We start from the raw sequence: 25,119 nt of genomic DNA on the forward strand, positions 1-25,119 counted from the left end.
TTCTCCCAAAATGATGTGCAATGGTTTCTATATAGTGAGTGCGACTATCAAAGTGCCGTCAATACCAGCGTGACAATCCACACGACTAAATAAATCAATGAATAAAAGAACATTTTGTTTGCCCACTTGATCTCATCTTCGGCCTTGAAACCTTTCAAGCCGAGATATAACCAGTAGCCCCCAAGACCGGCCGCGACGATCACGTAGATCAAACCGTAATGCAAGAACAAGAGCGACGCTGGAATGAGTGTCGCGATCCACCAAATGATTTGGCGCTTGGTGATCGCAAAGCCGTTGACGACCGGTAGCATCGGAATGCCGGCCGCTCGATACTCCTCGACACGCCGCATGGCGAGCGCGAGGAAGTGTGGCGGTTGCCACAAGAACATGACGAGGAACATGAGCCACGCATCGATATGAAGCGCGGGATCGATGGCTGCCCAACCGATGAGCGGTGGTACCGCTCCGGAGATGCTGCCGACGACCGTGTTCAACGTGTGCGTTCGTTTAAGCCACATCGTATAAATGACGACATAAAAAAATGCCCCGATTAAACCGAAGACTGCTGCCACATACGACACGATCAATAAGAGCAATGTCCCGATCGCGAGTTGCGTTAATCCAAGGAGCAAAATCCGTTCTCCCGAAATTTTCCCGGTGACACTTGGTCGGTTGTCTGTACGTCCCATCAAGTAATCGATATCACGGTCCACGAAGTTGTTTAGGTAACAACTCCCGGAGATGACGAGCGCGCTTCCTAACATCGTTAATAAGAGTTGTGGCCAAACTTCAAACAAATAAAGTACTGGCGTATCACTCTGATATGTTGCTGCTACAAAGAAACCGGCGAACACCAACAATAGATTGGCGCGGACGATTCCCATTTTTGCCAGAGCAACATAGTCGCGGAACGAGGCGGATTCTGTATATTCTACTTCTGCCATTGTCCCTGGGTTGACTTTTGTCATACTGACCCCCCTACTAATCACGAAATCCTCGTATTCTTTTCACAGAAAAAACACAATATGAACAAAGTTCACCTAACTCATAACAAAGATACCATATTTTCAAAAAGAATACGTCGTTTATGCTTGTAAAATAGCTAGTTTTTTGTGACAGACGTGTGATAATTGTCACAGTAAAAACGCTACGCTAATACTAGAATAACGATTTTGATAGCGATTGCAAGCTTTTCCGTTTCGTTTTTACGACGTAAAGCCGTATAATAAGTATGGCGAAAAAAATATAAACTGACAAGGCACAATTCTAGTGATTTTTCTCAAAAGCAGGTGGAAACGAATGCATAAAAAACTCGCACTATTTTCAGCACTCGTCACGCTCGGGATGATGCTCGTTCTCATCATGGGTGGAACCGTGACGAAGACCGACTCCGGCGACGGGTGCGGTACAGACTGGCCGCTCTGCCACGGGAAACTGATTCCGACCAATCCGAGCGTCGAGACGATGATCGAGTACAGTCACCGTGTCGTCTCCGGCATCGAAGGACTGCTCATCATCGCATTGACGGTTTGGACGTTCGCGGTCGTCAAGAACCGCTATGACGTCAAAGTGTTCGCGTTCCTCGCGTTCATCTTTATGCTCATCCAGTCCATCATCGGCGCCGGTGCCGTCATCTGGCAACAGTCGGACGCGATTCTCGCGCTCCACTTCGGCATCTCGCTCGTCTCGTTCGCGTCGCTTCTCATTTTGACGATTCTCTTGTTCGAAGGAGAACGTCTGCATCGGGCCGTCTCCGAACGATTGAAGATTCACCTTTACGGCTTGACGATCTATACGATGGTCGTCGTTTACACGGGCGCATATGTCCGTCACCTCGGCGCGACGTATGCGTGCGTGGGCTGGCCGATCTGTGACCAGAACGTGTGGACGTTCGAGTCGTACGTCCAAATGGGGCACCGCATCATGGCGGGACTGCTCGTCTTCTATACGCTGTACGTGTTGTACTTGGCGCGACGGGAGACGAATCAACTCGTCGAGACCGGGATGTGGGCGTCCTTGTTCTTCATCTTGCTCCAAGTCGGCACGGGGGCGTGGATTGTCCTTGGGGGACATGCCACATACGTACCGCTCCTCCACGCGTTCTTGATTACCTGCTATTTCGGGATTGTCTCGTACTTGGCATATCATGCGTATCGGAGTCAGAAGCAGACGACCGCGTCCGCTCGACAAAAATCAGTTTAATCGAACACACGAAAAGGAGCGACGTTCATCGCTCCTTTTTTCTATGCCTATTTACTGTGCATCCTTGAACCGTTCGAGCGCTCGGGCCCGCGCTTCCTTATGGTCGACGATTGGGTCGACGTATCCGTCCCGCTCGCTGAGGTCGGGAAAGTGAATCGACTTTTTATCGAGGTCGGCGAGTTCAGGCACATACTTCCGAATGAACGTCCCTTCGGTATCAAACTTCTCGGATTGCGTCGTCGGATTGAAGATGCGGAAGTACGGAACCGCATCCGTCCCGACCGAGGCGGCCCATTGCCAGCCGCCAATATTCGAGGCCGCCTCGTAGTCGATCAGTTTCTGTTCGAAATAGCGTTCCCCTTTCCGCCAGTCGATCAGTAAATGTTTCGATAAGAACGAGGCGACGATCATCCGGAGCCGGTTGTGCATCCAACCCGTCTCGTTCAGTTGCCGCATCGCCGCGTCGACGATCGGGTAGCCCGTCTTCCCCTCACACCACGCCTGAAAGTTCTCGGCATCGTCTTCCCAGTCGAGATGCTTATATTTATCATTGAACGGACGGTCTTTCAGTCCCGGGAATTGAACCATGATCATATAATAAAATTCGCGCCATAACAGCTCATCGTAATACGTGTCGCGTCCGCTCGATTTCGGCGCCGACAGCACCGCTTCCGCCACTGTGCGGATCGACAACACCCCGGTCCGTAGATATGGAGAGAGCCGGCTCGTGCCGGCGATCGCCGGGATATCGCGGTCCTCATCGTAGGCGTCGATCCGGTTGGCGACAAAGTCATGCAAGCGTCGTTTCGCGGCCGCTTCTCCGAGCGCTTTCCACGAACGCTCGCACCGGTCGAACTGACGCCGCAATTCAGCAGGCACGACATGTTCGGTCGCGACGAGTTGCTTCAGCGCTGTCACATCGACATCATACGGTGCGGGCGGCGTTTCGGCGTAGGCCGCCTTTTTGAACGGCGTATACACTTTGTACGGGTCGCCGTCTTTTTTCGTGAACGCGTTCGGGGCGAACAAATGCCGATCGAGCAGACGGATGACTTTGACGTCTTGCCCGAGCGCCTCGATGACGGCATCGTCGCGCTGCTTGAACGGTTCAACATACTCGGCGTTGAAGTACAGCGTGTCAAACTGACCGAGCGCTTCGACGAACGCTTCGGCCGTGTCGGCGACGATGACACGCAGGCCGAGGCCGTTCTCCTTGAGCTCACCCATAAATTGTCGCATCGTCGCGAAAAAGTAATCGTGCCGCGTCTCGAACGGCTCGCAATAGTTCGGGTTGAGCCAAAAGACGAACTCCAATTCATCGCCTGAAGCAGCGTCTTTCAATACCCGGTGTAACATATGATTATCAGTCAATCGAAAATCCGATCGAAACCAACAGACTCGTCTCATCTCTCCCACTCCTATCTAAAAAAGAAGCATAGCCGCGCTATGCTTCTTTCCATTATACAAACTCAATCAATAAGTCGTCACTTTGGATTGTGTCGCCTTCTTTAATATGGACCGCTTTGACTTCACCGTCTTGAGCGGCTTGGACCGTCGTCTCCATCTTCATCGCTTCCGTGACGAGGAGCTGTTCCCCGCGATGGACACGGCTACCCGGTTCGACGAGCACTTTCAACACCGATCCCGGCATCGAAGCACCAACTTGTTTCGGGTTCGTCCGATCAACTTTCGGTCGGCTCGTCGTCGCCGACTTCACGTTCACGTCTTTGATTTCGATTTCACGCGGTACCCCGTTCATCTCATACGAGACAAGACGGATACCGTCCTCGTTCGCCGCACTGATTTGAACGAGTTTGATGATGAGCGTCTTCCCGGTCTCGATCTCGACTTGAATCGTCTCTCCGACGTTCAAGCCGTAGAAGAACGTTAACGTGTCGAGGACGGATACATCGCCATACGTCGTCGAATGGGTGACGTAATCCTCGAACACTTTCGGATACAACGCGTTCGAGAGCAGTTCGAAGTCCGTCACCGGGCGCTCGAGCTTCTCGAACAATTTCGTCTGCGCCGCCTTGAAATCATACGGCTCGATCAGTTTACCCGGACGTACGTCGAGCGGTTTCTCGCCTTTCAAGATGGCTTGTTGCACGTCTGTCGGGAATCCGCCTGGAGGCGTTCCGAGCTCACCGCGCATCATTTCGACGACCGAGTCTGGGAAGTCGAGTTGGTGACCCCGCTCGACCACATCTTGTTCGTTCAAGTTATGTTGGACCATGAACAGTGCCATGTCCCCGACAACTTTTGACGACGGCGTCACTTTGACGATATCGCCGAACAACATGTTGACGCGGGCGTACATCGCCTTCACTTCGCTCCAACGGTCGCCTAACCCGACCGCTTTCGCTTGTTGTTGCAAGTTTGAATACTGACCGCCCGGCATCTCATGCTCATAAACCGATGGGTTCGAAGCACGCATGTCGCTTTCGAACGGCTCATAGTTATGACGCACGTCTTGCCAGTAGTCGCTGATGACCTCGTAATGCTTCGCATCGATTTTCGGTTGACGTTCATGGTGATCGAGCGCATAAATCAAGCTGCCGCCTGAAGGTTGTGACGTCATGCCTGACATCGAGCTCGCAGCCACGTCGACGATGTCGACGCCCGCATCCGTCGCCCGGGCATACGTGAAGATTCCGTTGCCGGAAGCGTCATGCGTGTGCAAGTGGATCGGCAAATCGACGGCATCTTTCAAGGCTGAGACGAGCGCGTATGCCGACTCTGGCTTGAGCAGACCGGCCATGTCCTTGATGGCAAGGATGTGGGCCCCGCTCGCTTCGAGTTTCTTCGCCAAATCGACGTAATACGGCAAGTGGTACTTCGGACGGTTGCCATCGTACAGGTCGCCTGTATAACAAACGGCCGCTTCCGCGACTTTTCCTGTCGGTAACGTCGCGTCGATCGCAAGTTGAATCGACTCGAGGTTGTTCAAGCTGTCGAAGATCCGGAACACGTCGACACCCGCATAGGCCGCCTCATGGACGAACTGTTCGATGACGTTGTCGGCATAGTTTTTATACCCGACCGCGTTGGCGCCGCGAAGCAACATTTGAATCAAGACGTTCGGCATCTTCTCGCGGAGCCGCATGAGGCGAACCCATGGGTCTTCCGAGAGGAAACGATAGGCGACGTCGAACGTGGCCCCGCCCCATGCCTCGACCGAGAATAACTCTGGCATGAGTTTACTCGTCGGTTCGGCGATATTGACGATGTCTTGTGTCCGCATCCGCGTCGCAAGAAGCGACTGGTGCGCGTCTCGCATCGTCGTATCCGTCAACAACAGTTCAGGTTGACGTTTGATCCAATCGGCAAGGCCGTCCGGACCGAGCTCCGTCAAAATCTGTTTCGTACCTGGTTTGGCTTCAGCCGGAAGGTCTTGCGGAATCCGGACCGAGCGGCTGATCGGCTTATCTTTCAATCCGACACCCGGGAATCCATTCACGGTGACGTCGCCGATATAGTTGAGCAACTTCGTTCCACGGTCTTTCCGTTTCGGGAAGACGAACAATTCTGGCGTCTCGTCGATGAACGACGTGTTGTAGTCACCGCTGATGAAGTTCTGGTGCTTCATCACGTTAATCAAGAACGGAATGTTCGTCTTGATGCCGCGAATCCGGAACTCGTTCAAGTTACGGACCATTTTCGAAGCCGCCTGTTCGAACGTCATGCCGTGTGTCGACAGCTTCACGAGAAGCGAGTCATAATACGGCGAGATCTCGGCTCCGACGTAAGCGTTCCCGCCGTCGAGTCGGACCCCGAAGCCGCCCGGAGAGCGGTACGCCATAATTTTGCCCGTGTCCGGCATAAAGTTGTTGCCCGGGTCTTCTGACGTGACACGTGACTGGATCGCGTAACCGAGCAATTTGATGTCTTCTTGTTTCGGCATATGGATGACGTCGCCGTGGAGCGACTCGCCTTGCGCGATCATGAGCTGGGTCTGCACGATATCGAAGCCGGTCACCATCTCTGTGATCGTGTGCTCGACTTGGATGCGCGGGTTGACCTCGATGAAGTAGAACGACTCGTCTTCCGTGACGAGGAACTCGACCGTCCCGGCGTTGATGTAGCCGACGTGACGCATGAGCTTAACCGCCGCGTCACAAATCGCTTGGCGCGATTCCTCAGACAACGTCACACACGGTGCGACCTCGACGACTTTTTGGTGTCGGCGTTGGACCGAACAGTCACGTTCGAACAAGTGGATGATGTTGCCGTGGTCGTCCCCGAGGATTTGGACCTCGATGTGTTTCGGACGCTCCACTAATTTTTCTATGTACACTTCGTCTGAACCGAACGCTTGCTTCGCCTCTGACTTGGCACGTTCAATCAAATCTTTCATCTCGGCTTCCGTGCGGATGACACGCATCCCGCGGCCGCCACCGCCCATCGCCGCTTTGACCATGAGTGGGAACCCATGCTCGTTCGCAAACTCGAGCGCGTCTTCGTATGATGTGAGCGGTCCGTTCGAACCTGGAATGACCGGGAGACCGGCCGCGATTGCGCTTTGACGGGCCCGAACTTTATCCCCGAACGCATGAAGATGCGATTCATTCGGACCGACGAAGATGATACCTTCTTCGCGGCAACGACGTGCGAGCTCGATGTTCTCAGATAAGAAACCGTATCCTGGGTGAATCGCGTCAGCCCCCGACTGTTTCGCGATTCGAATCACGTCCTCGATATCGAGATAGGCGTCAATCGGCTTTTTATCGAGACCGATCAAATATGCCTCGTCCGCTTTAAAGCGGTGTAACGAGCCGCTGTCTTCTTGTGAATAGACGGCGACTGTGCGCATTCCTAGTTCAGTGGCTGCCCTAAATACACGAATGGCGATCTCTCCACGGTTGGCTACAAGTAATTTGCTAATTGGTTTCAACATAAATCCCCCCATTTAAGTAGTTCGAACCTTCTTACCTGACAACATGTAACGATGAACCTTGGACATTTTCGGCTGATTTCTCACGAATCTCAGCCCGTCTTGTTGCTTCCCGGTGCCGGTTTCGCATCGAGATGCTACTGAGCACTCCGAGAATGCCCATCGTCATGATGAGTGATGTCCCGCCGTAACTGACGAGCGGGAGCGTGACCCCCGTCCCCGGGAACCAGCCCGACATCGCCCCGATATTGATCCCGGTTTGGACCATGATTTGGGCAGCGATGCCAAATGAGACGAACATCGCGAAGTGATTATCGCTATGATTGGCGATATTGACGGCGCGGAACGCGATGAAAAAGAGCAGGAAGAGGACGACGACGACACCGACAAAGCCGAGCTCTTCCGCGATGATGGACATGATGTAATCCGTCTCCGGTTCGGGCAGATACCCATATTTCTGATAACTGTTCCCGAGACCGACACCGGTCACTCCTCCGTGCACGATCGAGATGATCGACATGAGCAATTGGTGACCATAGCCTTCAGGGTCCATGAACGGATTGAAGACGACTTCGATTCGACTGCGCTGGTTTTCCGAGAAGATGGTCGTGAACATCAAATAGACGGCCCCGATCCCAGCGAGCACCGACGGGATGATGATTCGGAGCGGCGCCCCGACAGCGAGCCACATGAGGAACATGATGGCGCCGAGAACGAACAACCCCCCCATATCCGGTTGGCCGTTGATGGCAATCGCATACGGGAGAAAGAAGTAGATGACCGGAATCACGAAGAAGGCACCGGCTTGGGCCCGTAATCCTTTTTTCGTGATCGCGGCTCGGCCGAGTCGTCCCGGCAACCCTTTCAGTTCATTGTTCCACAGCTGGTGATAATAGTTCGCGAGCAATAAAATCAACACGAACTTGGCGATCTCGACCGGTTGCATCGTGAATCCGCCAATGATGAGCCACGCCCGCGCCCCGTTGAGCGGTATCATCGCCCACGTGATGAACAAGAGCACGACCGATACGAAATAGAGGCCGTACAAAATATTTGGTTTTCTAAAGTTCTCATAGCGGAACATCGTCGCAATCAAGTAGACGACAATCCCGAGTCCGGCGTAGAAGAGTTGCCGATAGAACAAACCGCTGTTCGCGTAATCCCCGCGATTCCATACGCTCGCACTGTAAATCATGATCGAGCTGATTCCGACAAGCATGAGCACCGCAATGAACAGTGAGAAATCAAAGTACCGAAACCGAGTTTTCATGTTTTCACTTCCTTATGTACAACAATCCTTGACCCATTATAAAAAAATACTCAAACAGCGCCGCTTGCACAGTTTGAGTATAAGGTTCATAAATCTGAAGCTTCCGCGAGGGCGGACAGCTTTTGTTCCAATGAATCGAGCAGTCCTTTACCTTCAATGTCTGAAATGAGTCCAAGACGGACCGCAAAATCAATTTGGCGTGATAGACCGAACATATGTGTATCAAGCACCTCTTCATAAAGCGGGCACTTCGGCATTTTTAGGTTTTCTAACTGCACTTCAATCAAACAACGGATTTTTTCAGCGTCTGCCTCTAATAGTTGAAGCGCTTGCTCCCGTTGGACTGCAGCCAAATTTGTCGCCACTACGACCCCTCCTCCGTACAATGACAGACTGTTTGTCATAACTCAACTGTACATTATATTTCATCATAATTCAATGAACAGTCTGGATTCACTATGAGTTTCTCGCAGTTTCCCTTTTTCCCCGGAAGAGCTGTATAATGTACAGTGTATCGTGAATAAAGGGGGCGTATCAATGATTTTTCCACTAGAAGGAGCGGTTCGTCACGCGTTGACGATCGACCCGACCGTATGGATTTTCGACGACCGCAAGCGGAACATCGAGGAACTCGACCGCGCGGTTGAGAATGATAATGAAGCGTATTATGCCAAGATGGGGAAGGCATGGGACGACGGCTTGACACAAGGGACACGTGTCGACCACAATAAACCGATGACTCGGGCCGATAAAGACGCGGCGCTTCGCGACTCGTTCGCGATGCCGTTCGCTCCGTTCCTGCAAAACGCTGAACCAATCGCTACGGCGACACACGTCAGCTTTTATGGGGAATCGGTGCTCACGCTACCAATCGATGAGGCGCGCACCGTCTATCTCCAGTTTTCGAAGGACGGGAAAGTGCTCACGGACGGCCCGGTATACGTCTTGCATAATCAGCAAGTTTTGCGCGGCGTCCACCATATCGCAGTGCGAACAGAAGCTTGATCGAGAAGGCCATAGCGCCTTCTCATTTTTTTGGACTTTTTACTTCACAAAGTGTAACATATAAGTTATGGAAAAACTTCATGTTTGAAAGGTCGTGACGCTTACGTATCCTTTATGGAAGAAAAACTTAATCATCGTTTGGATCGGTAGCTTTTTGACGGCGGCCTCGATGAGCCTCGTCTTACCGTTCCTCCCCTTATTTATCGAAGAACTCGGGGTCACGAATCCCGATCACGTCGTCACCTGGTCAGCCGTCGCTTTCGGGGCCACGTTCCTCGTGGCCGCCATCGTCTCCCCGCTTTGGGGAAGGCTCGCCGACCAAAAAGGCCGCAAGCTGATGCTCATTCGGGCAAGTCTCGGCATGGCCGTCGTGATGACGCTCATCAGTTTCGTCCAAGACGTGTATCAACTCGTCGGGCTTCGGCTTCTCATGGGTGCCGTCTCCGGGTTCATCTCGGCGGGGATCACCCTCGTCGCTTCACAAACGCCAAAAGAGAAAAGTGGCTGGGCGCTCGGTACCTTGTCGACCGGTGGCATCACCGGCGGACTCCTCGGTCCATTGATTGGAGGACTCCTCGCCGACTGGATTGGGCTTCGACCCGTTTTTCTCTTGACCGGCAGTGCCCTATTTATCACGTTCATCATCACACTCGTGTTCGTCAAAGAGGACTTCGTCCCGGTGGCGCGCGAACGGCTAGATTCGACCAAATCGATCATCGCCTCGCTCCGCCATCCGCAACTGATCTTAAGTCTCTTTTTAACGACGTTTTTAATCACCTTCTCGACGCAGTCGGTCGGTCCGTTACTGACACTGTATGTCCGGGAATTGAACCCGTATACGACATCGCTCGCCTTTATCGCTGGCATCGTCGCCTCGGCACCGGGTGTGGCCGCGCTCATTTCCGCACAGCGGCTCGGGCGGCTATCGGACCGGTACGGGGCCGAACGTATCTTGTTTTGGGCGCTCATCGTCTATAGTGCCTTCTTGATTCCACAGGCGTTCGTGACGTCGACGACGCAACTCGTCGTGTTGCGATTCGGCCTCGGTTTCGCCACCGCGGCGCTCATGCCGTCCGTGCAGTCGCTTTTGCGACAACACACGCCGAGCCGAGCGGCCGGGCGCATCTTCTCTTATAATCAGTCGGCCCAGTTCATGGGTAACCTGCTCGGACCGTTGTTCGGGTCTCAAGTCGTCGCGCATTTCGGCTTCTCCGCCCTCTTCATCGTGACCGGTTTGATTATGTTGACGAACGCCTTGCTCGAAAAATCGAACGTACAAGTGGCACTTCATCCGAATACGAAATAAACGCCGAGCAGCCGCTCGGCGTTTTTCGTTATAGTAAATCGGCGGCCAACCGGGCGAGCGACGAGCGCTCCCCTTTGATAAGTTGGACGTGGCCGAATACGTTTTGCCCTTTGAACCGTTCGACGGCGTACGTGAGACCGTTCGAATATTCATCCAAATATGGGTGATCGATTTGATACGGGTCGCCGACGAGGACGATTTTCGAATTCTCCCCGACGCGGGTCAGAATCGTCTTGATTTCGTGTTTCGTCAAGTTCTGGGCCTCATCGATGATGATGAACTGGTCCGGCATGCTGCGGCCACGGATATACGTGAGCGCCTCGAGCTGAATCGATTTGATGCCGGCCAAGATGTTCCCGAGCTCGTCTTTCGAATTGGCATTAAACAAAAACTCTAAGTTATCGTAAATCGGTTGCATCCAAGGCCGCAGCTTCTCTTCCATCTCCCCCGGCAAGTAGCCGATATCGTTCCCCATTGGGACGACCGGACGGGCGACGACGAGCTTATTGAAACGACGCTCGTCTTCAACGAGCGACAACCCGGCCGCGAGCGCGAGAAGTGTCTTCCCGGTTCCGGCTTTCCCGAGCAACGTCACGAACGGGATATCGTCGCGAAGCAACAAGTCGAGTGCCATCCGCTGTTGGACGTTGCGCGGATGGATGCCCCAGACGTGTTCGACGTCTAGGGAGAGCGGACGAAGGATCGGTTGCAGCGCATCGACGACCGCGACTGCGCTCGCTTTCGAGACGTTGCTTTTTAAAACGACGAATGAATTCGGGTACAGTTGATTTTTCGTCAACGCAGACAGCGGCAGCTGACGGACTTTGTAAAATTCATCGATGACGGCTTGATCGACCTCGATCTCCCGGTAGCCGGCATATAGGTTCGTCGTATCGACGATATGGTCGGTCAAATAGTCTTCGGCTTCAATACCGATCGCGTCCGCCTTGACGCGGACAAGTATATCTTTCGAGACGACGACGACTTTACGGGTCCGGTCGTGCTCGTATTGTTTCATCAGGCCGAGCGCCACGGTCAAAATGCGGTTATCGTTCGTCATGACGTCGAACGGGAAATCGACGGTATGTTCATGGCCGATCTCGACGAACAAGTGACCGCCATTCTCGAGCGGTACCCCGTCATGCAGTTTCCCGGTCGTGCGGAGTTGGTCGAGTACACGCGCCGTCTCACGGGCGTTACGTCCGACCTCGTCCATATTGCGTTTTTTGCCGTCAAGCTCTTCTAATACGATGGCGGGGATGACGACATCGTGCTCATCGAATTGGAACAAGGATAGTGGATCGTGTAAGAGTACGTTCGTATCGAGCACATACGTTTTTTTCATAGACTTTGCCGCCCCTCGAAAATAGGATGGTGATCAAGAATTCAAACTCTCCTTGACTTCACGGTCCAGCTTTTCTGCTGCTTCGACATCGTACGTCTTGACGATGTCCGGTTGTCCATATGTCGCCCCGTAAAAGGAGACGTTACGGACTTCTTCAACGTGCCCTTCAAAAAAGCGAAGGTGCAATCCCGGCTTCACGCTTGGCTCGAACTCGGCCACATGCGACAAGGCCACACTGTAAGCCAGGCCTCCTTCTATAAAGATGAGACTTGCGGTCCGTTCATTCCCAAGCAACGTGATCAAATGCGAATTTTTCGTCAAGGCGAAACGTATCGTTACTTCATTCGGCGCTTGCACCCAGCTGATGGCATGGGTGATCGGCCACCGTTTCGGTTCGTCAAATGTGATTAAAAATGTCAATGGCATATCATTCAACGTACCTTGTTGTGCCTTTGAGAGTTCGAACGCGGCTTTGCTCGCCATATACTCCCCTCCTCCCGAACGGGTATACGAAATGGATTCGCCCTTACAAACCTCTTTCCCTGCTTTTCTCTCCTGAAATCATGCTATAATCAACGAAGAGGAAGGTGAGACCATGCGCGTAAAGTGCTCTCTTTGTGACAAAATCGATACGATTGATTCGTGGTCGTTCGAAGCGAAACGACTTCGTAATAAACCTGCTAAAACGTACATGTGCCAGACGTGTCAAGAACGCATCACCGCGCGAACCGCGGAGCGTGCCGCGACCGGCCAATTCCACCTATATCCATCGTTCCGTCAAAAACGGAGATGGTAATCAAAAATGGACGTTTCGCCCTCGGGCGAAACGTCCATTTTTTCAGTGTGATTCGACGCCTTGTCGACGGTTCCACCAGAGGCGGCCCCGGTAGATTGCCAAGACGACAGCCATGACAAGGAGAACTTCTGGAATCGGCCATGTGAAGAAGACGAGCGCCATCGTGCCTGCCCCGAGTGCGAGCAGCATATAGACGACGAGCGACTTCCACCATGTCAATTGTTTGGCAAAACCTAATTTAAACACGAGTATCGTCAATAAGATGACCGTGATGATCAAGGCGTTAAACCCGACCGAGAAGTCGTTCGCGTCACTGCCGACGCCAAGTAGCGAGGCAATCCACGGCACATCGATTTGTGTGATGTCCATCGTTTGAGAAGCTTTCAAGCTGATAATCCCCCTTTATTTCCTTCACAATCATTCTACACTATCCAAAACAAAAGGGAACGCCTAGGCGCTCCCTTTTTTTCTGACTTATTCTTTACCAAGTTTACGACGCTTGTCAGCTTTCTCGCGTTCGTTCTTGTTCAAGACTTTTTTACGGAGACGGATTGACTCCGGCGTGATTTCACAGTACTCGTCATCGTTCAAGAACGTGAGCGACTCTTCGAGTGAGAAGACGCGTGGACGTTTCAAGACTTGTGTCGAGTCTTTTGCTGAAGCACGCATGTTCGTCAACTGTTTGCCTTTGACAGCGTTGATCGCGAGGTCGACGTCGCGGTTACATTCACCGATGATCATTCCCTCGTATACTTCTACACCTGGCTCGATGAAGATCGTTCCACGATCTTCAAGGGCACCGATCGAGTAAGCCGTCGACTTACCAGGTTCGATACAAACCATGACACCGCTGCGGCGGCCGCCGATGTCAGCAGAGATGAACGGACGGTACTCTTCGAACGTGTGGTTCAAGATTCCGTATCCGCGTGTCGCTGACAAGAACTCGTTACGATATCCGATGAGGCCACGTGAAGGAACGATAAATTCCATACGTGTTTGACCGTTGTCGTTCGTGTTCATGTTGGCAAGTTCACCTTTACGGAGACCGATTGATTCCATGACTGAACCCGTGTACTCTTCTGGGACGTCAACGATGACGCGCTCGAACGGTTCGATCTTCGTACCATCTTCGTCTTCACGGATGATAACTTGTGGTTTCGAAACTTGAAGTTCGTAGCCCTCACGACGCATGTTCTCGATCAAGATCCCGAGGTGAAGCTCACCGCGTCCTGATACGATCCATTGGTCAGGAGAATCTGTGTTCTCGACACGGAGTGAAACGTCCGTCTCAAGTTGTTTCATCAAACGCTCTTCGATTTTACGTGCCGTCACGAAATCGCCTTCGCGCCCTGCGAATGGAGAGTTGTTCGTCATGAAACGCATTTGAAGTGTTGGCTCATCGATGCGAAGGAGCGGAAGTGGCTCTTCTTTACCGACTGGCGTGACCGTCTCACCGACGTTGATGTCTTCCATCCCGGCGATGGCGATCAAGTCACCAGCTTTGGCTTCTTCGATTTCAACACGTTTGAGGCCGAAGTAACCGAACAATTTAGTGACGCGCAATTGTTTGATTGATCCGTCTGTTTTGCAAAGTGAGACTGACTCGCCAACTTTGATTTTCCCACGGAAGACGCGACCGACACCGATCCGGCCAAGGTAGTTGTCATAGTCGAGCATCGTGACTTGGAACTGAAGCGGCTCATCCGAGTTATCGATTGGTGCCGGTGTGTTCTCAAGAATCGTGTCGAGCACGTACGTGATTGTATCTTCTTGCTTCTCTGGATCAGGATCGAACGAACTTGAACCGCTGACAGCAGACGTATAGACGACAGGGAATTCAAGTTGATCTTCATCTGCTCCAAGGTCGATCAACAAGTCGACAACTTCATCGACAACGTCGAGTGGGCGTACCATCGGCTTGTCGATTTTGTTAACGACAACGATTGGACGGAGACCTTGGTCGAGTGCTTTCTTCAATACGAAACGCGTTTGTGGCATGCAGCCTTCACGTGCATCGACGACGAGGATAACGCCGTCAACCATACGCATGATCCGCTCAACTTCACCACCGAAGTCGGCGTGACCTGGTGTATCAACGATGTTGATGCGTGTATCTTTATAATCGATTGCCGTGTTTTTCGCGAGAATCGTGATTCCGCGCTCACGTTCGATGTCGTTCGAGTCCATGGCGCGTTCTGCGACCATTTCGTTTGTCCGGAAAGTACCAGACTGTTTCAATAATTCATCGACAAGCGTTGTTTTACCGTGGTCAACGTGGGCGATGATGGCTACGTTCCGAAGGTTAGTTCTTACATTCATGTAGTTAGTCCTCTCTTATTTAAAAAAGTTTCATCTTTTATTCAACTTTAAGAGTATAGCACACGTCCCACCACCTTTGTCGAGTGTTATCAACTGTTAACGTTTCCAAACGCATCATTTTTGACTACAATAAAGAAGACTAGAGAAAAAAGGGGGAATCTCCATGCAACTCATGTTCGTTTTAATCGCGACCGCGGTCGTCGCCGGTTTCGTCGGCATCGGAATTGGGGTGGCCGAAGGAAGTGCCGCCATCATCATCGGCAGTCTCGCCTTGAACGGCATCGCCACGTTCTTCGGTATCAACTTACGCCGTCGCGTCCTCTCTGACCGACGTCCATAACAGAAGGCCCGGGCGCTGCGCCCGGGCCTTGTTTATGAGCTTGTCCTTCTGTCTGACACGCTTATAAGTCGCGTGTCAGACAGATGCGGTCACGCAAGGCGAGCCCGTCCTCTTCGATTGGCGGATAACCATGGCTCGGGAAGTAGTCGCGCTCGACCGAGTCGAAGCGGAAGCCAGCTTGTTGATAAAATCGCAACTGGACGATGCTCGAGTTGCCCGTACAGACGAGCATCTGCTTCGCACCGCTTTGCTCGGCCCGACGAATCGCGTCTTGGAGCAGCCGTTGTCCGATCGTCTGGTTTTGCCGCTCCGGCTTGACGGCGATATTGACGAGCTCGAGCAGCGTTTCACTGCGCCGCACCAACATATACGCTCCGACGCGTTCTCCGCCGAGCGTCGCTTCATATGTCTCCCCCGCTTCATACTGCTCACGCACCATCGCCTCGTTCGGATTGGCCAAGACGAGCAAGTCCCGGACACGGTCGTAGGAGCCGTTAATCCCAATCTGAAGATCAGGTCTCACTTCCGGCGCCGCCCCTTTGGCGATGACATAGTGTTTGACGACATCTTTGACGAACGTCTCGCTACCGGCAAGGACCGACGTCTTCCCGTCATAACGGACCGGTTCCCCGTAAATTGAGACGACTCTGCCTCCGACTTCCTCGACGAGCAGTTTTCCAGCCGCATAATCCCACGGCATATTCCGCATCGTGATGTACCCGTCGACCCGACCCGCGGCGAGCCACGCGAGTTCGAGCGACGCGGCGCCATGGGCCCGCGTGCCGACCGAGTCGCGCACGATTGGGGCGAGTACTTCCGGAGCGATCTGCTGATTCGGTGTGACCCAAGTCGCGTTCATGCTCAGGAAGGCGTCACGGACATGATGTTCTTGGATGGCCGGAAGCTTACGACCGTTCAGCGTCGTCCCAACGCCGCGACGTGCCACGAACAGCTCATCCGCCATCACATCATAGACGAAGCCGTATTCGACGACCCCATCGATCATGACGGCCACTGAGATGGCGAACATGCGCTTCTGATGGATGAAGTTCAACGTCCCATCGATCGGATCGACAAACCAGACCGTTCCGGACAAGTCGTCCGGTCCTGTCGAGATTCCTTCTTCCCCGATGATGTGATGCTCGGGGTACGTTTCACGGATACGGTCGACAATCAACTGTTCGACGGCTCGATCGATTTCTGTGACCAAATCCCCTTTACCTGTCTTTCGTTCGATGCGATAGCTCTCATCGATTTTTTGCCGAATATATTCCCCTGCTTGTTTAATCAAGTCAATCGCGAACCATTCCAACATGTTTATCACCTCTACTATGTATTGTACCAAACAAAAACCAGTATCCGCATGGAATACTGGTTGAATGAGTGGTTGTGGGTCAGGCTTCGAGACGCAAAAGTTCTTGGCGATATTTCTCTAACCGATGCTTGCTAGCCTGGACAGTGGCATCGTCTTGTGACGCCATCGCATCGAAGAGAGTTGCCAATTCATAATCAATCTCTAAGCGCAGCACCGGAATCCGTTTTTCTGCGTCTTTTCTTTTGAATGCCTCGATCACTTGTTTCATGAGATGCCACACTCCTTTAGTTGGGCTACAAGTTACGGTTTAGTGAGTTGAATTGAGTATATCAGATGAGATTCAAAAAGGAAAGAGAATTGTCTGACTATTTTGAATTTTTTATCTTAGTGAGTATATTCCCATTTCAACTGACGCTAAACCTGAAATAACTGTTAATAATATGTACCCTATTTAAAAGACAAATAACAAAAAAAGCATGAGAAAACTGTTCTGTTCTCCCATGCTTTCCAGCAGTTACAATTTTATAATCTTTGCATTTGATTTTAGGGCCGCTTGGACCGTACGATAGGTAGAGTATCCGGTCTGTTCGTCGTGCACGGCGCTCAGTTGTTTTTCTTCTGATTTCGATGTCACGATTTGTTTGAACGACCGATACGCATCCAAAAACGTTTCGCGGTCGACACCGCCTTCATTGGCAAGGGCGACTTGATTGTAGAACTCGACGACTTCTATGAGCTCATCCGTCGTCCAGTCCGGATTAATCGGATAGTTGATTTGCATATTCTTCACCTCGACAACCATTGTATCAACAAAAAAAACTATTGCAAGTTGGGATAGAAATCACTATAGTTTTTTTGTTGCATTGTTTTTTAAAACGAAACGTCTAAAATGACATGAGATTGAACCTAAACCGACAACCCATATACACACTGCTATCAAGGAGGACTTACTATTGAAACTTAAAGGTGCTACACAGCTCGAGACACCGCTCTTTGACACGTTGCTCACGCACGTGGACACGAATCCGATCGCATTCCACATCCCAGGCCATAAAGGCGGGAAAGGAATGGACCCTGAGTTCCGCGACTTCATCGGCGAGAACGCTTTGAAGATCGACCTGATCAACATCGCCCCGCTCGATGACCTTCATCATCCGAAAGCGTCGATTGCCGAGGCCGAGCGCCTCGCAGCCGAAGCGTTCCGTGCCGACGAGACGTTCTTCTCAGTTCAAGGGACATCAAGCGCCATCATGGCAATGATCATGGGCGTCGTCGGACCGAACGAGAAGATCATTGTGCCGCGCAACGTCCATAAATCTGTTATGTCCGCGCTCGTCTTGACCGGGGCCCACCCTGTCTTCATTCACCCTGAATATGATGAGACATACGGAATCGCCCACGGAATCACGGCAAGTGCCGTCGAACGCGCCCTCGAGATGCACCCTGACACGAAAGCCGTCCTCGTCATCAACCCGACTTACTTCGGGATCGCTGGTGATTTAGAACGGATCGTCGCCGTCGCCCATGCCCAAGACGTACCTGTCCTCGTCGATGAGGCACACGGTGTCCACTTGCCGTTCCACGACGAACTCCCGCTCTCGGCGATGCAGGCCGGCGCGGACGTCGCGGCAACGAGTGTGCACAAACTCGGCGGCTCGATGACCGGGAGTTCCATTTTGAACGTCCGCCGCGGACTCGTCTCACCAGAACGGATTCACGCGATGCTCTCGATGATCACGACGACATCGACGTCTTACCTCCTCCTCGCGTCGCTCGATGCGGCCCGTCGCCAATTGGCGACAAAAGGAGAGGCGATGAACGAACGTGCCCTCACGCTCGCACGATTGGCTCGAGTGGCCATCGACAACATGCCGCACTTGTCGGTATACGGTCACGCCGAACTTCATTCAGAGTCGACGTACGCGCTCGATGAGACGAAAATCCTCGTCTCGGTCCGCGAGCTCGGGATTACCGGCTTTGAAGTCGAGAAGTACTTGCGCGAGACGCACCGCATCGAAGTCGAGATGTCAGATCTGTTGAACGTCTTGTTCATCGTGACGAGCGCCGACGACGAGTCGACGATTCAAGCGTTGATTGACGGGATGCGTGACGTCGTATCGGTCTACGACCAGTCTGGAAACGATTCGTTGTCGATCATGCTCCCTGAGATCCCGCCACTCGCGCTCAGCCCGCGTGACGCCTTCTACGAGGAAACGGAGACGATTCCACTCGAGAACGCCGTCGGACGTATCTCGGCCGAGTTCATCATGGTATATCCCCCAGGAATCCCAATCATTATTCCGGGAGAGCTCATCACGACATCGACGCTCGAATATATTATGGCCAACATCGAGGCCGGTCTACCGGTCCAAGGTCTAGAAGACGAGTCGCTCCAAATGATTAAAGTCATCCAACAAACAAAAGCTATCCGCTAAGACGAAAGCGAGCCGGTCCAATGGACCGGCTCGCTTTGTGTCATCAGAAGAAAAGGTGGCTTATGATGATCGAATTGCTTCCCCTACGTTCCATTATAAGAAAACGCTTACATTTTTTCAAGGGGTGAATTTTCAGTTTGGTTGGATTCAGTCTCATTTTCAGTTAGACAAAGGCGTAAAAACTCGGCGACGTGTCCGGTGTCTCGCAAGGCGATGCCGAGCATTGGATAGAGCTGTCTCGGTTCTTCGAGCGCATGGACGTCAAGAAGGGCAGACTGTCCGGTCTGCATGCAGACGACGAGCACTTTCCCCATAAATTGATGTGTATACACAAAACCGAAATCATAACGTGACGTCTCTGTCTCGATCCCCGTGAATCGGACGCGGCTCGTCTCAGAGACGGTGTATAACAATTCTTCATCGAACGCCATCATCGTTCCCTCCTTTCTCACTTCATTCTTTATTTTCCTTTATACTGAACGTACGAAACATAAGGAGGACGACTGATGAAGATTCGAAAAGCGAATGAACAAGATTGCCTTGAACTGGTAGCTCTCATGCGACAACTATGGCCAGACGCACCCGTTGCTGAACTGACCCCTGAGGTCCGGCTCGGGATCCGCTCCGGCAAGATGCACTATTTTATCGCGGAAACGGATGAACCGGTCGGATTTTGTCAGCTCAGCTTCCGTCATGACTATGTCCCTGGCACCTCCACCTCCCCGACCGCGTTTATAGAAGGGATTTACGTCGTCGAAGCCGCGCGGCAACAGGACGTGGCGACACGCCTCGTCGAAGCAGCCTCCGCGTTCGCCCGGTCGAAAGGATGCGACGAGCTCGCTTCGGATACGGAAATCGAAAACGTCGGCAGCCAACAATTCCATGAACGGATCGGCTTTCAAGAAGTCGAACGGACCGTTCATTACGTGAAAAAGCTCTCTCGCGAGTAAGCGAGAGAGCTTTTGACTTATTTAACGACGTGGATTGGCATACCCATTGCGATTTCTGCCGCTTCCATTGCCATCTCACCGAGTGATGGGTGAGCGTGGATTGTAAGCGCGATATCTTCTGCAGTCATGCCTGCTTCGATGGCGAGACCAAGCTCGGCAATCATATCTGAAGCGCCTGTACCCGCGATTTGAGCACCGATCAAGAGACCGTCCTCTTTACGCGTGATGAGCTTCATGAAGCCGTCTGGCTCGTCGAGAGCGAGGGCACGGCCGTTCGCTGCGAATGGGAATTTCGATACAGTGATCTCAAGTCCTTCTTCTTTTGCGAGTGGCTCTGTGTAACCGACTGTTGCAAGTTCAGGGTCAGTGAAGACGACCGCTGGGATTGCTGAGTAGTCGAGGTATGCTGGCTTACCGGCAGCTGCCTCCGCCGCAACTTTCGCTTCGTAAGAAGCTTTGTGCGCGAGCGGTGGTCCTGGTACGATGTCGCCGATTGCGTAGATGTTTTCGTTCGACGTCTTGCACTGGTCGTCGATTTCGATGATGCCGCGGTCGCTGATTTTAACTTCCGCGTTTTCGAGACCGATGTCGCCAGTGTTTGGACGACGGCCGACTGTGACGAGAACGTAGTCCGCTTCAACAGACTGCTCTTCACCGTTCACTTCAAACTTAACTGTTACGCCGTCTTCTGTTTCCTCGACGCCTTTTGCAAGAGCGTTCGTGTGAATCGTGACGTTACCTTTTTGTTTGAGTTTCTTCTTGACGATTTGCGTCATTTGCGGCTCGAAGCCAGACAAGATGTCGCTTGCGCCTTCAACGACAACGACTTCTGTATCGAAGTTCGCGTACGCTGTGCCAAGCTCCATACCGATGTAACCGCCGCCGATGACGACAAGTTTCTTCGGTACTTCAGGAAGAGCCAATGCGCCAGTTGAAGAAAGGACGCGTTTTGACCATTTAAACGATGGGATCTCGATTGGTGTCGAACCAGTCGCGATGATCGCTTTTTTGAACTTGTAAGGAGTCGAGCTGTCTTCTGTGATAACACGAACTGTGTCTTCAGATGCGAAGAAAGCCTCACCTTGAACGATGTCAATCTTGTTACCTTTCAAAAGGCCTTTGACGCCGCCAGTCAATTTGTTGACGACCGACTGTTTCCAGTCTTGGACTTTTGTGAAGTCGACTGATACGTTGTCAGACGTGATACCCATTGACGAGTGACCTTTTGCGTGCTGGAAGTTGTGACCAGCCGTGATCAACGCTTTTGATGGGATACAACCGACGTTCAAGCAGACGCCACCAAAGTTACCTTTTTCGACGATTGTGACTTTGAGGCCGAGTTGTGCGCCACGGATGGCTGCGACGTATCCACCAGGACCGGCGCCGATGACAAGCAAATCAGTTTCTTGTGCGAATTCTCCTACTACCATGTTCTTATCCCTCCATCATTAGAAGTGCTGGATCTTGAAGCAAGCGTTTCACCATGTTGAGTGCGTTTTGAGCAGTCGCACCGTCGATGAGGCGGTGGTCAAAGCTGAATGAGAGGGCGAGGACTGGTGCCGCGACGATCTCACCGTCTTTAACGACAGCTTTTTCAGCGATACGGCCGATACCGAGAATCGCAACTTCTGGGTGGTTGATGACAGGTGTGAACCATTGTCCGCCAGCAGAACCGATGTTCGTGATTGTGATCGATCCGCCTTTCATGTCGTCCCCAGCAAGTTTGCCTTCACGTGCTTTACCGGCAAGCTCATTGATGTTTGTAGCGAGTGCGTAGATTGACTTACGGTCCGCTTCTTTGACGACAGGAACAACGAGACCGTTGTCCGTATCGGCAGCGATACCGATGTTGTAGTAGTTTTTGTAGACGATCTCTTCGTTGACATCATCGATTGATGCGTTGATGGCTGGGTAAGCTTTCGCTGCAGCTGTCAATGCTTTAACGACGAATGGCAAGTACGTGAGTTTCACGCCTTGGTCAGCAGCCACTTGTTTGAACTCTTTACGGAGTGCGACGAGTTTCGTGACGTCGACTTCGTCCATGAGTGTAACGTGTGGAGCTGTATGCTTCGAGTTGACCATTGCTTTCGAGATCGCTTTACGGATTCCACGGATTTTCTCACGCGTTTCGAGTTCAGGCGTCGCTGACTCGTAAGGCTTGATTTCCGTTTTAGCAGCTGCTGCTGGAGCTACAGATTCTGTTTTCTCTGTTGTAGCTTCGGCTGTTGGTGCTTCACCGTTTGCGAATGCATCGATGTCTTCTTTCAAGACGCGGCCGTTGTCGCCAGAACCTTTGACTTCACGGATGTCGACGCCTTTTTCACGAGCGTACTTGCGGATTGAAGGCATAGCGATGACGCGCTCCGATTTGTGAAGTTGTACTTCACGCGGGCCGTCTTCTTTTACGTCTTCTTTCACGTCTTCCGTCTTCTCTTCAGCTTTTGGCTGTTCAGGAGCTGCTTCCTCTTCGCCTGCTGGCGCGTCACCTTCGATATCGAACGTGATGAGGACGTCACCGACGACCGCAACTGTACCTTCAGAGACTTTAACGTCTTTAACTGTTCCATCAACTGGAGCAGGGATTTCAACGACGGCTTTGTCGTTTTGAACTTCAAGAAGAATGTCATCTTCTTTTACTGTGTCCCCTGCTTTTACGAACCACTTGACGATTTCACCTTCGTGAATTCCTTCACCGATGTCTGGTAATTTAAATTCAAATACTGCCACTGGTTTTTCCTCCCATCAATTCATCATGTAAACACAACGAGGGAGACAATTCTCCCTCATCGTTACTTGAACACGATCAGAAGTTGATAACTTCCTTAACTTTTGCAACGACATCTTTATGGTCAGGTAACCATGCGTCTTCCCCTTGTGCGAAAGCGAAGACCGTGTCTGGTGCAGTTACACGAAGCACTGGTGCCTCGAGGTGAAGAATTGCGCGTTCTTGAATTTCAGTTACGACGTTTGCCGCAATACCTGCTTGACGTTGTGCTTCTTGAACGACGATGGCGCGACCAGTCTTTTTGACTGATTCGACGATTGTGTCGATATCAAGCGGGCTAACTGTCATAAGGTCGATGACTTCGACGTTGATGTCTTCTTTCTCAAGCTCTTCTGCCGCTTTGAGTGACGTGTGGACCATTGCACCGTAAGTGATGATCGAAACGTCAGTTCCTTCGCGTTTCACGTCTGCTTTTCCAAGCTCGATCGTGTAGTCGCCTTCAGGAACTTCGCCACGGAATGAACGGTAAAGTTTCATGTGCTCGAGGAATACGACTGGGTCGTTGTCACGGATCGATGCGATCAAAAGACCTTTAGCATCGTAAGGCGTTGACGGGATGACGACTTTAAGACCAGGTGTCTGAGCCATCAAGCCTTCAAGGCTGTCCGCGTGAAGTTCTGGTGTTTTAACACCGCCACCGAATGGTGAACGGATTGTAACCGGTTGGCTGTAAGCGCCGCCTGAACGGTAACGCATACGTGCCATTTGAGCAGCAACCGAGTCGAAGACTTCGAAAACGAATCCGAAGAACTGAACTTCCATGATTGGACGGAAGCCTGTGAGACCAAGACCGATTGCAAGACCACCGATACCCGACTCAGCGAGTGGCGTATCGAAGACACGGTCTTCGCCGAACTCATCTTGAAGTCCTTCCGTCGCACGGAAGACCCCACCGTTTTTACCAACGTCTTCTCCGAAGAGAAGTACTTTCTCGTCGCGCTTCATTTCTACGCGCATCGCATCAGTAATCGCTTGGATCATTGTCATTTGAGCCATAACTTACTTCGACTCCTTTGCTGTATATTCTTCAAGCTGCTCTTTCAAGTTTGAAGGAAGTGTTTCGTACATGTTGTTGATGAAGTCCGAAACTTTTTGTTTTGGTTCTTTGTCGGCGAGGCTGATCGCTTCTTTCACGTCTGCTTTCGCTTGCTCGATGACTTCGTTTTCCATGTCTTCGTTCCAAAGCTTCTTGCCTTCGAGGAAGAGGCGGAAACGTACGAGCGGATCTTTCTCTTGGTACTCTGTATCGAGTTCTTTCGTACGGTAACGTGTTGGGTCATCCCCAGCGAGCGTATGTGGTCCGTAACGGTATGTGAGTGCTTCGATGAGCGTCGGAGTTCCATCAAGTGCGTCTTTACGCGCTTGTTGTGTTGCGGCGAGGACAGCAAGAACGTCCATTCCGTCAACTTGAATTCCGTTGATTCCCGCTGCGACAGCTTTTTGCGCGATCGTTTTAGCTGCAGTTTGCTTCTCAACAGGTGTCGAGATGGCGAAGCGGTTGTTTTGAACGACGAAGATGGCTGGTGATTTGAATGCACCTGCGAAGTTCAATCCTTCGTAGAAGTCACCTTGTGATGAACCACCGTCACCCGTGTAAGTAATGGCGACGTTTGTGTTGCCGTTGCGTTTGAGGCCCATTGCCACACCCGCAGTTTGAATGATTTGTGCCCCGATGATGATTTGCGGCATCAAGACGTTAACGTCTTCAGGAATACGGTTACCTGCGACGTGACCACGTGAGAACAAGAACGCTTGATAAAGCGGAAGTCCGTGGAATACGAGTTGCGGGATATCACGGTAGCCTGGAAGAATCCAGTCTTGTTTGTCGAGCGCATATTGCGTCCCGATCATCGTTGCTTCTTGACCAGCCACTGGCGCGTAGAAACCTAGGCGTCCTTGACGGTTGAGCGAGATGGCACGTTGGTCCCAGATTCGTGTATAAACCATGCGGCGCATAAGCTCCTGAAGTTGCTCGTCCGTTACATCTGGCATTGCGTCTTGGTTGACGACCTCGCCCTTCTCGTCGAGAATACGGAACGTTTGGAAGTTTTCTTCCACGTTTTGAAGTACCTGAACGTTGTTCATTCGTTTCACCTCATCCTTTCAACTATGAGACAATTGTCTTTTTTGTGATCAAACACTACCTCAAATCTTAAG

24 protein-coding genes are annotated in these 25,119 nt (G+C 52.0%); 7 read left to right on the plus strand and 17 right to left on the minus strand.

The annotated features are described in order from the left end of the window. Positions 1 to 47: 47 nt before the first annotated feature. Positions 48 to 968: a heme o synthase gene (gene cyoE / locus KNP75_RS09055; RefSeq protein ID WP_034777042.1), complete on the minus strand. Its 921-nt coding sequence runs from the start codon at positions 966 to 968 to the stop codon at positions 48 to 50. 331 nt (positions 969 to 1,299) lie between these two features. Here cyoE and KNP75_RS09060 point away from each other — a divergent pair, with 331 nt between their 5' ends. Further along, the gene (locus KNP75_RS09060; RefSeq protein ID WP_034777041.1) at positions 1,300 to 2,202 is read left to right on the plus strand and encodes a COX15/CtaA family protein; all 903 of its coding nucleotides are present in this window, start codon (positions 1,300 to 1,302) and stop codon (positions 2,200 to 2,202) included. A 51-nt stretch (positions 2,203 to 2,253) separates the two neighbouring features. Here KNP75_RS09060 and KNP75_RS09065 read toward each other — a convergent pair whose 3' ends face one another. The 4 genes from KNP75_RS09065 to KNP75_RS09080 form a co-directional block, all read right to left on the minus strand. Further along, positions 2,254 to 3,609, minus strand: coding sequence for a cryptochrome/photolyase family protein (locus tag KNP75_RS09065; RefSeq protein ID WP_215190242.1), 1,356 nt, complete (start codon positions 3,607 to 3,609; stop codon positions 2,254 to 2,256). Between the two features lie 52 nt (positions 3,610 to 3,661). Then, the gene (locus KNP75_RS09070; RefSeq protein WP_138859662.1) at positions 3,662 to 7,099 is read right to left on the minus strand and encodes a pyruvate carboxylase; all 3,438 of its coding nucleotides are present in this window, start codon (positions 7,097 to 7,099) and stop codon (positions 3,662 to 3,664) included. A 31-nt stretch (positions 7,100 to 7,130) separates the two neighbouring features. Then, positions 7,131 to 8,366 carry an FtsW/RodA/SpoVE family cell cycle protein gene (locus tag KNP75_RS09075; protein WP_214832368.1) on the minus strand — a complete coding sequence of 412 codons (1,236 nt, stop codon included), beginning with the start codon at positions 8,364 to 8,366 and terminating at the stop codon, positions 7,131 to 7,133. An 86-nt stretch (positions 8,367 to 8,452) separates the two neighbouring features. Further along, a complete protein-coding gene (locus tag KNP75_RS09080) occupies positions 8,453 to 8,731 on the minus strand; it encodes an Fpa/YlaN family protein (RefSeq protein ID WP_021067011.1) in 279 nt (92 codons plus the stop codon). Between the two features lie 172 nt (positions 8,732 to 8,903). Here KNP75_RS09080 and KNP75_RS09085 point away from each other — a divergent pair, with 172 nt between their 5' ends. Together KNP75_RS09085 and KNP75_RS09090 are read left to right on the plus strand one after the other, a co-directional pair. Continuing rightward, complete coding sequence (locus KNP75_RS09085; protein WP_215190243.1) at positions 8,904 to 9,371, plus strand: hypothetical protein; 468 nt, start codon at positions 8,904 to 8,906, stop codon at positions 9,369 to 9,371. A gap of 94 nt (positions 9,372 to 9,465) precedes the next feature. After that, entirely contained in the window at positions 9,466 to 10,677 is a 1,212-nt protein-coding gene (locus KNP75_RS09090) for a multidrug efflux MFS transporter (protein ID WP_034777035.1), read from the plus strand. A 28-nt stretch (positions 10,678 to 10,705) separates the two neighbouring features. Here the strand turns inward: KNP75_RS09090 and KNP75_RS09095 are convergent, their stop codons facing one another. Beyond that, on the minus strand, positions 10,706 to 12,022 hold the full coding sequence (locus KNP75_RS09095; protein ID WP_034777033.1) for a PhoH family protein: 1,317 nt from the start codon (positions 12,020 to 12,022) through the stop codon (positions 10,706 to 10,708). A gap of 33 nt (positions 12,023 to 12,055) precedes the next feature. Continuing rightward, positions 12,056 to 12,505 carry a PNPOx family protein gene (locus KNP75_RS09100; protein WP_034777031.1) on the minus strand — a complete coding sequence of 150 codons (450 nt, stop codon included), beginning with the start codon at positions 12,503 to 12,505 and terminating at the stop codon, positions 12,056 to 12,058. Positions 12,506 to 12,617: 112 nt separating this feature from the next. Here KNP75_RS09100 and KNP75_RS09105 point away from each other — a divergent pair, with 112 nt between their 5' ends. Then, entirely contained in the window at positions 12,618 to 12,818 is a 201-nt protein-coding gene (locus tag KNP75_RS09105) for a YlaI family protein (RefSeq protein WP_021067006.1), read from the plus strand. A 42-nt stretch (positions 12,819 to 12,860) separates the two neighbouring features. Here KNP75_RS09105 and KNP75_RS09110 read toward each other — a convergent pair whose 3' ends face one another. Both KNP75_RS09110 and typA read right to left on the minus strand, forming a co-directional pair. Next, complete coding sequence (locus tag KNP75_RS09110) at positions 12,861 to 13,205, minus strand: YlaH-like family protein (protein ID WP_232939276.1); 345 nt, start codon at positions 13,203 to 13,205, stop codon at positions 12,861 to 12,863. A gap of 87 nt (positions 13,206 to 13,292) precedes the next feature. Continuing rightward, entirely contained in the window at positions 13,293 to 15,137 is a 1,845-nt protein-coding gene (gene typA / locus KNP75_RS09115; protein ID WP_034777027.1) for a translational GTPase TypA, read from the minus strand. Between the two features lie 163 nt (positions 15,138 to 15,300). Between typA and KNP75_RS09120 the strand changes: the two genes are divergently transcribed. After that, positions 15,301 to 15,477, plus strand: coding sequence for a YlaF family protein (locus KNP75_RS09120; protein WP_215190244.1), 177 nt, complete (start codon positions 15,301 to 15,303; stop codon positions 15,475 to 15,477). 61 nt (positions 15,478 to 15,538) lie between these two features. Here KNP75_RS09120 and KNP75_RS09125 read toward each other — a convergent pair whose 3' ends face one another. The 3 genes from KNP75_RS09125 to KNP75_RS09135 form a co-directional block, all read right to left on the minus strand. Then, positions 15,539 to 16,792 carry an inositol monophosphatase family protein gene (locus KNP75_RS09125; RefSeq protein ID WP_034777023.1) on the minus strand — a complete coding sequence of 418 codons (1,254 nt, stop codon included), beginning with the start codon at positions 16,790 to 16,792 and terminating at the stop codon, positions 15,539 to 15,541. A 79-nt stretch (positions 16,793 to 16,871) separates the two neighbouring features. Then, the gene (locus KNP75_RS09130) at positions 16,872 to 17,060 is read right to left on the minus strand and encodes a hypothetical protein (RefSeq protein WP_015881266.1); all 189 of its coding nucleotides are present in this window, start codon (positions 17,058 to 17,060) and stop codon (positions 16,872 to 16,874) included. A 246-nt stretch (positions 17,061 to 17,306) separates the two neighbouring features. After that, positions 17,307 to 17,573, minus strand: a complete 267-nt coding sequence (locus KNP75_RS09135) for a UPF0223 family protein (RefSeq protein ID WP_034777021.1) — start codon at positions 17,571 to 17,573, stop codon at positions 17,307 to 17,309. Positions 17,574 to 17,745: 172 nt separating this feature from the next. Here KNP75_RS09135 and KNP75_RS09140 point away from each other — a divergent pair, with 172 nt between their 5' ends. Continuing rightward, positions 17,746 to 19,227 carry an aminotransferase class I/II-fold pyridoxal phosphate-dependent enzyme gene (locus KNP75_RS09140; protein ID WP_034777019.1) on the plus strand — a complete coding sequence of 494 codons (1,482 nt, stop codon included), beginning with the start codon at positions 17,746 to 17,748 and terminating at the stop codon, positions 19,225 to 19,227. Positions 19,228 to 19,334: 107 nt separating this feature from the next. Here KNP75_RS09140 and KNP75_RS09145 read toward each other — a convergent pair whose 3' ends face one another. Then, the gene (locus KNP75_RS09145; RefSeq protein ID WP_052090094.1) at positions 19,335 to 19,658 is read right to left on the minus strand and encodes a DUF3055 domain-containing protein; all 324 of its coding nucleotides are present in this window, start codon (positions 19,656 to 19,658) and stop codon (positions 19,335 to 19,337) included. 75 nt (positions 19,659 to 19,733) lie between these two features. Here KNP75_RS09145 and aac(6') point away from each other — a divergent pair, with 75 nt between their 5' ends. Next, positions 19,734 to 20,177 (plus strand): aminoglycoside 6'-N-acetyltransferase, encoded by a 444-nt coding sequence (gene aac(6'), locus KNP75_RS09150; RefSeq protein ID WP_215190245.1) that lies wholly within the window; start codon positions 19,734 to 19,736, stop codon positions 20,175 to 20,177. Positions 20,178 to 20,194: 17 nt separating this feature from the next. Here aac(6') and lpdA read toward each other — a convergent pair whose 3' ends face one another. The 4 genes from lpdA to pdhA form a co-directional block, all read right to left on the minus strand. Continuing rightward, positions 20,195 to 21,607: a dihydrolipoyl dehydrogenase gene (lpdA, locus tag KNP75_RS09155; protein WP_034777014.1), complete on the minus strand. Its 1,413-nt coding sequence runs from the start codon at positions 21,605 to 21,607 to the stop codon at positions 20,195 to 20,197. A gap of 4 nt (positions 21,608 to 21,611) precedes the next feature. Beyond that, positions 21,612 to 22,904 carry a dihydrolipoamide acetyltransferase family protein gene (locus KNP75_RS09160; RefSeq protein ID WP_113930475.1) on the minus strand — a complete coding sequence of 431 codons (1,293 nt, stop codon included), beginning with the start codon at positions 22,902 to 22,904 and terminating at the stop codon, positions 21,612 to 21,614. A 76-nt stretch (positions 22,905 to 22,980) separates the two neighbouring features. Continuing rightward, positions 22,981 to 23,958, minus strand: coding sequence for an alpha-ketoacid dehydrogenase subunit beta (locus KNP75_RS09165; protein ID WP_034777010.1), 978 nt, complete (start codon positions 23,956 to 23,958; stop codon positions 22,981 to 22,983). Between the two features lie 3 nt (positions 23,959 to 23,961). Further along, positions 23,962 to 25,047, minus strand: coding sequence for a pyruvate dehydrogenase (acetyl-transferring) E1 component subunit alpha (gene pdhA / locus KNP75_RS09170; RefSeq protein ID WP_034777009.1), 1,086 nt, complete (start codon positions 25,045 to 25,047; stop codon positions 23,962 to 23,964). Positions 25,048 to 25,119 lie beyond the last annotated feature (72 nt).

This window comes from Exiguobacterium sp. s6, from assembly GCF_018618155.1.
Taxonomy (GTDB): domain Bacteria; phylum Bacillota; class Bacilli; order Exiguobacteriales; family Exiguobacteriaceae; genus Exiguobacterium; species Exiguobacterium mexicanum_A.

Bases quoted from the DNA above. Each gene is read 5' to 3' on its own strand.
- cyoE (WP_034777042.1), bottom strand. From the start codon at position 968: ATGACAAAAGTCAACCCAGGGACAATGGCAGAAGTAGAATATACAGAA.
- KNP75_RS09060 (WP_034777041.1), top strand. From the start codon at position 1,300: ATGCATAAAAAACTCGCACTATTTTCAGCACTCGTCACGCTCGGGATG.
- KNP75_RS09065 (WP_215190242.1), bottom strand. From the start codon at position 3,609: ATGAGACGAGTCTGTTGGTTTCGATCGGATTTTCGATTGACTGATAAT.
- KNP75_RS09070 (WP_138859662.1), bottom strand. From the start codon at position 7,099: ATGTTGAAACCAATTAGCAAATTACTTGTAGCCAACCGTGGAGAGATC.
- KNP75_RS09075 (WP_214832368.1), bottom strand. From the start codon at position 8,366: ATGAAAACTCGGTTTCGGTACTTTGATTTCTCACTGTTCATTGCGGTG.
- KNP75_RS09085 (WP_215190243.1), top strand. From the start codon at position 8,904: ATGATTTTTCCACTAGAAGGAGCGGTTCGTCACGCGTTGACGATCGAC.
- KNP75_RS09095 (WP_034777033.1), bottom strand. From the start codon at position 12,022: ATGAAAAAAACGTATGTGCTCGATACGAACGTACTCTTACACGATCCA.
- KNP75_RS09100 (WP_034777031.1), bottom strand. From the start codon at position 12,505: ATGGCGAGCAAAGCCGCGTTCGAACTCTCAAAGGCACAACAAGGTACG.
- KNP75_RS09105 (WP_021067006.1), top strand. From the start codon at position 12,618: ATGCGCGTAAAGTGCTCTCTTTGTGACAAAATCGATACGATTGATTCG.
- typA (WP_034777027.1), bottom strand. From the start codon at position 15,137: ATGAATGTAAGAACTAACCTTCGGAACGTAGCCATCATCGCCCACGTT.
- KNP75_RS09120 (WP_215190244.1), top strand. From the start codon at position 15,301: ATGCAACTCATGTTCGTTTTAATCGCGACCGCGGTCGTCGCCGGTTTC.
- KNP75_RS09125 (WP_034777023.1), bottom strand. From the start codon at position 16,792: ATGTTGGAATGGTTCGCGATTGACTTGATTAAACAAGCAGGGGAATAT.
- KNP75_RS09130 (WP_015881266.1), bottom strand. From the start codon at position 17,060: ATGAAACAAGTGATCGAGGCATTCAAAAGAAAAGACGCAGAAAAACGG.
- KNP75_RS09135 (WP_034777021.1), bottom strand. From the start codon at position 17,573: ATGCAAATCAACTATCCGATTAATCCGGACTGGACGACGGATGAGCTC.
- KNP75_RS09145 (WP_052090094.1), bottom strand. From the start codon at position 19,658: ATGGCGTTCGATGAAGAATTGTTATACACCGTCTCTGAGACGAGCCGC.
- lpdA (WP_034777014.1), bottom strand. From the start codon at position 21,607: ATGGTAGTAGGAGAATTCGCACAAGAAACTGATTTGCTTGTCATCGGC.
- KNP75_RS09165 (WP_034777010.1), bottom strand. From the start codon at position 23,958: ATGGCTCAAATGACAATGATCCAAGCGATTACTGATGCGATGCGCGTA.
- pdhA (WP_034777009.1), bottom strand. From the start codon at position 25,047: ATGAACAACGTTCAGGTACTTCAAAACGTGGAAGAAAACTTCCAAACG.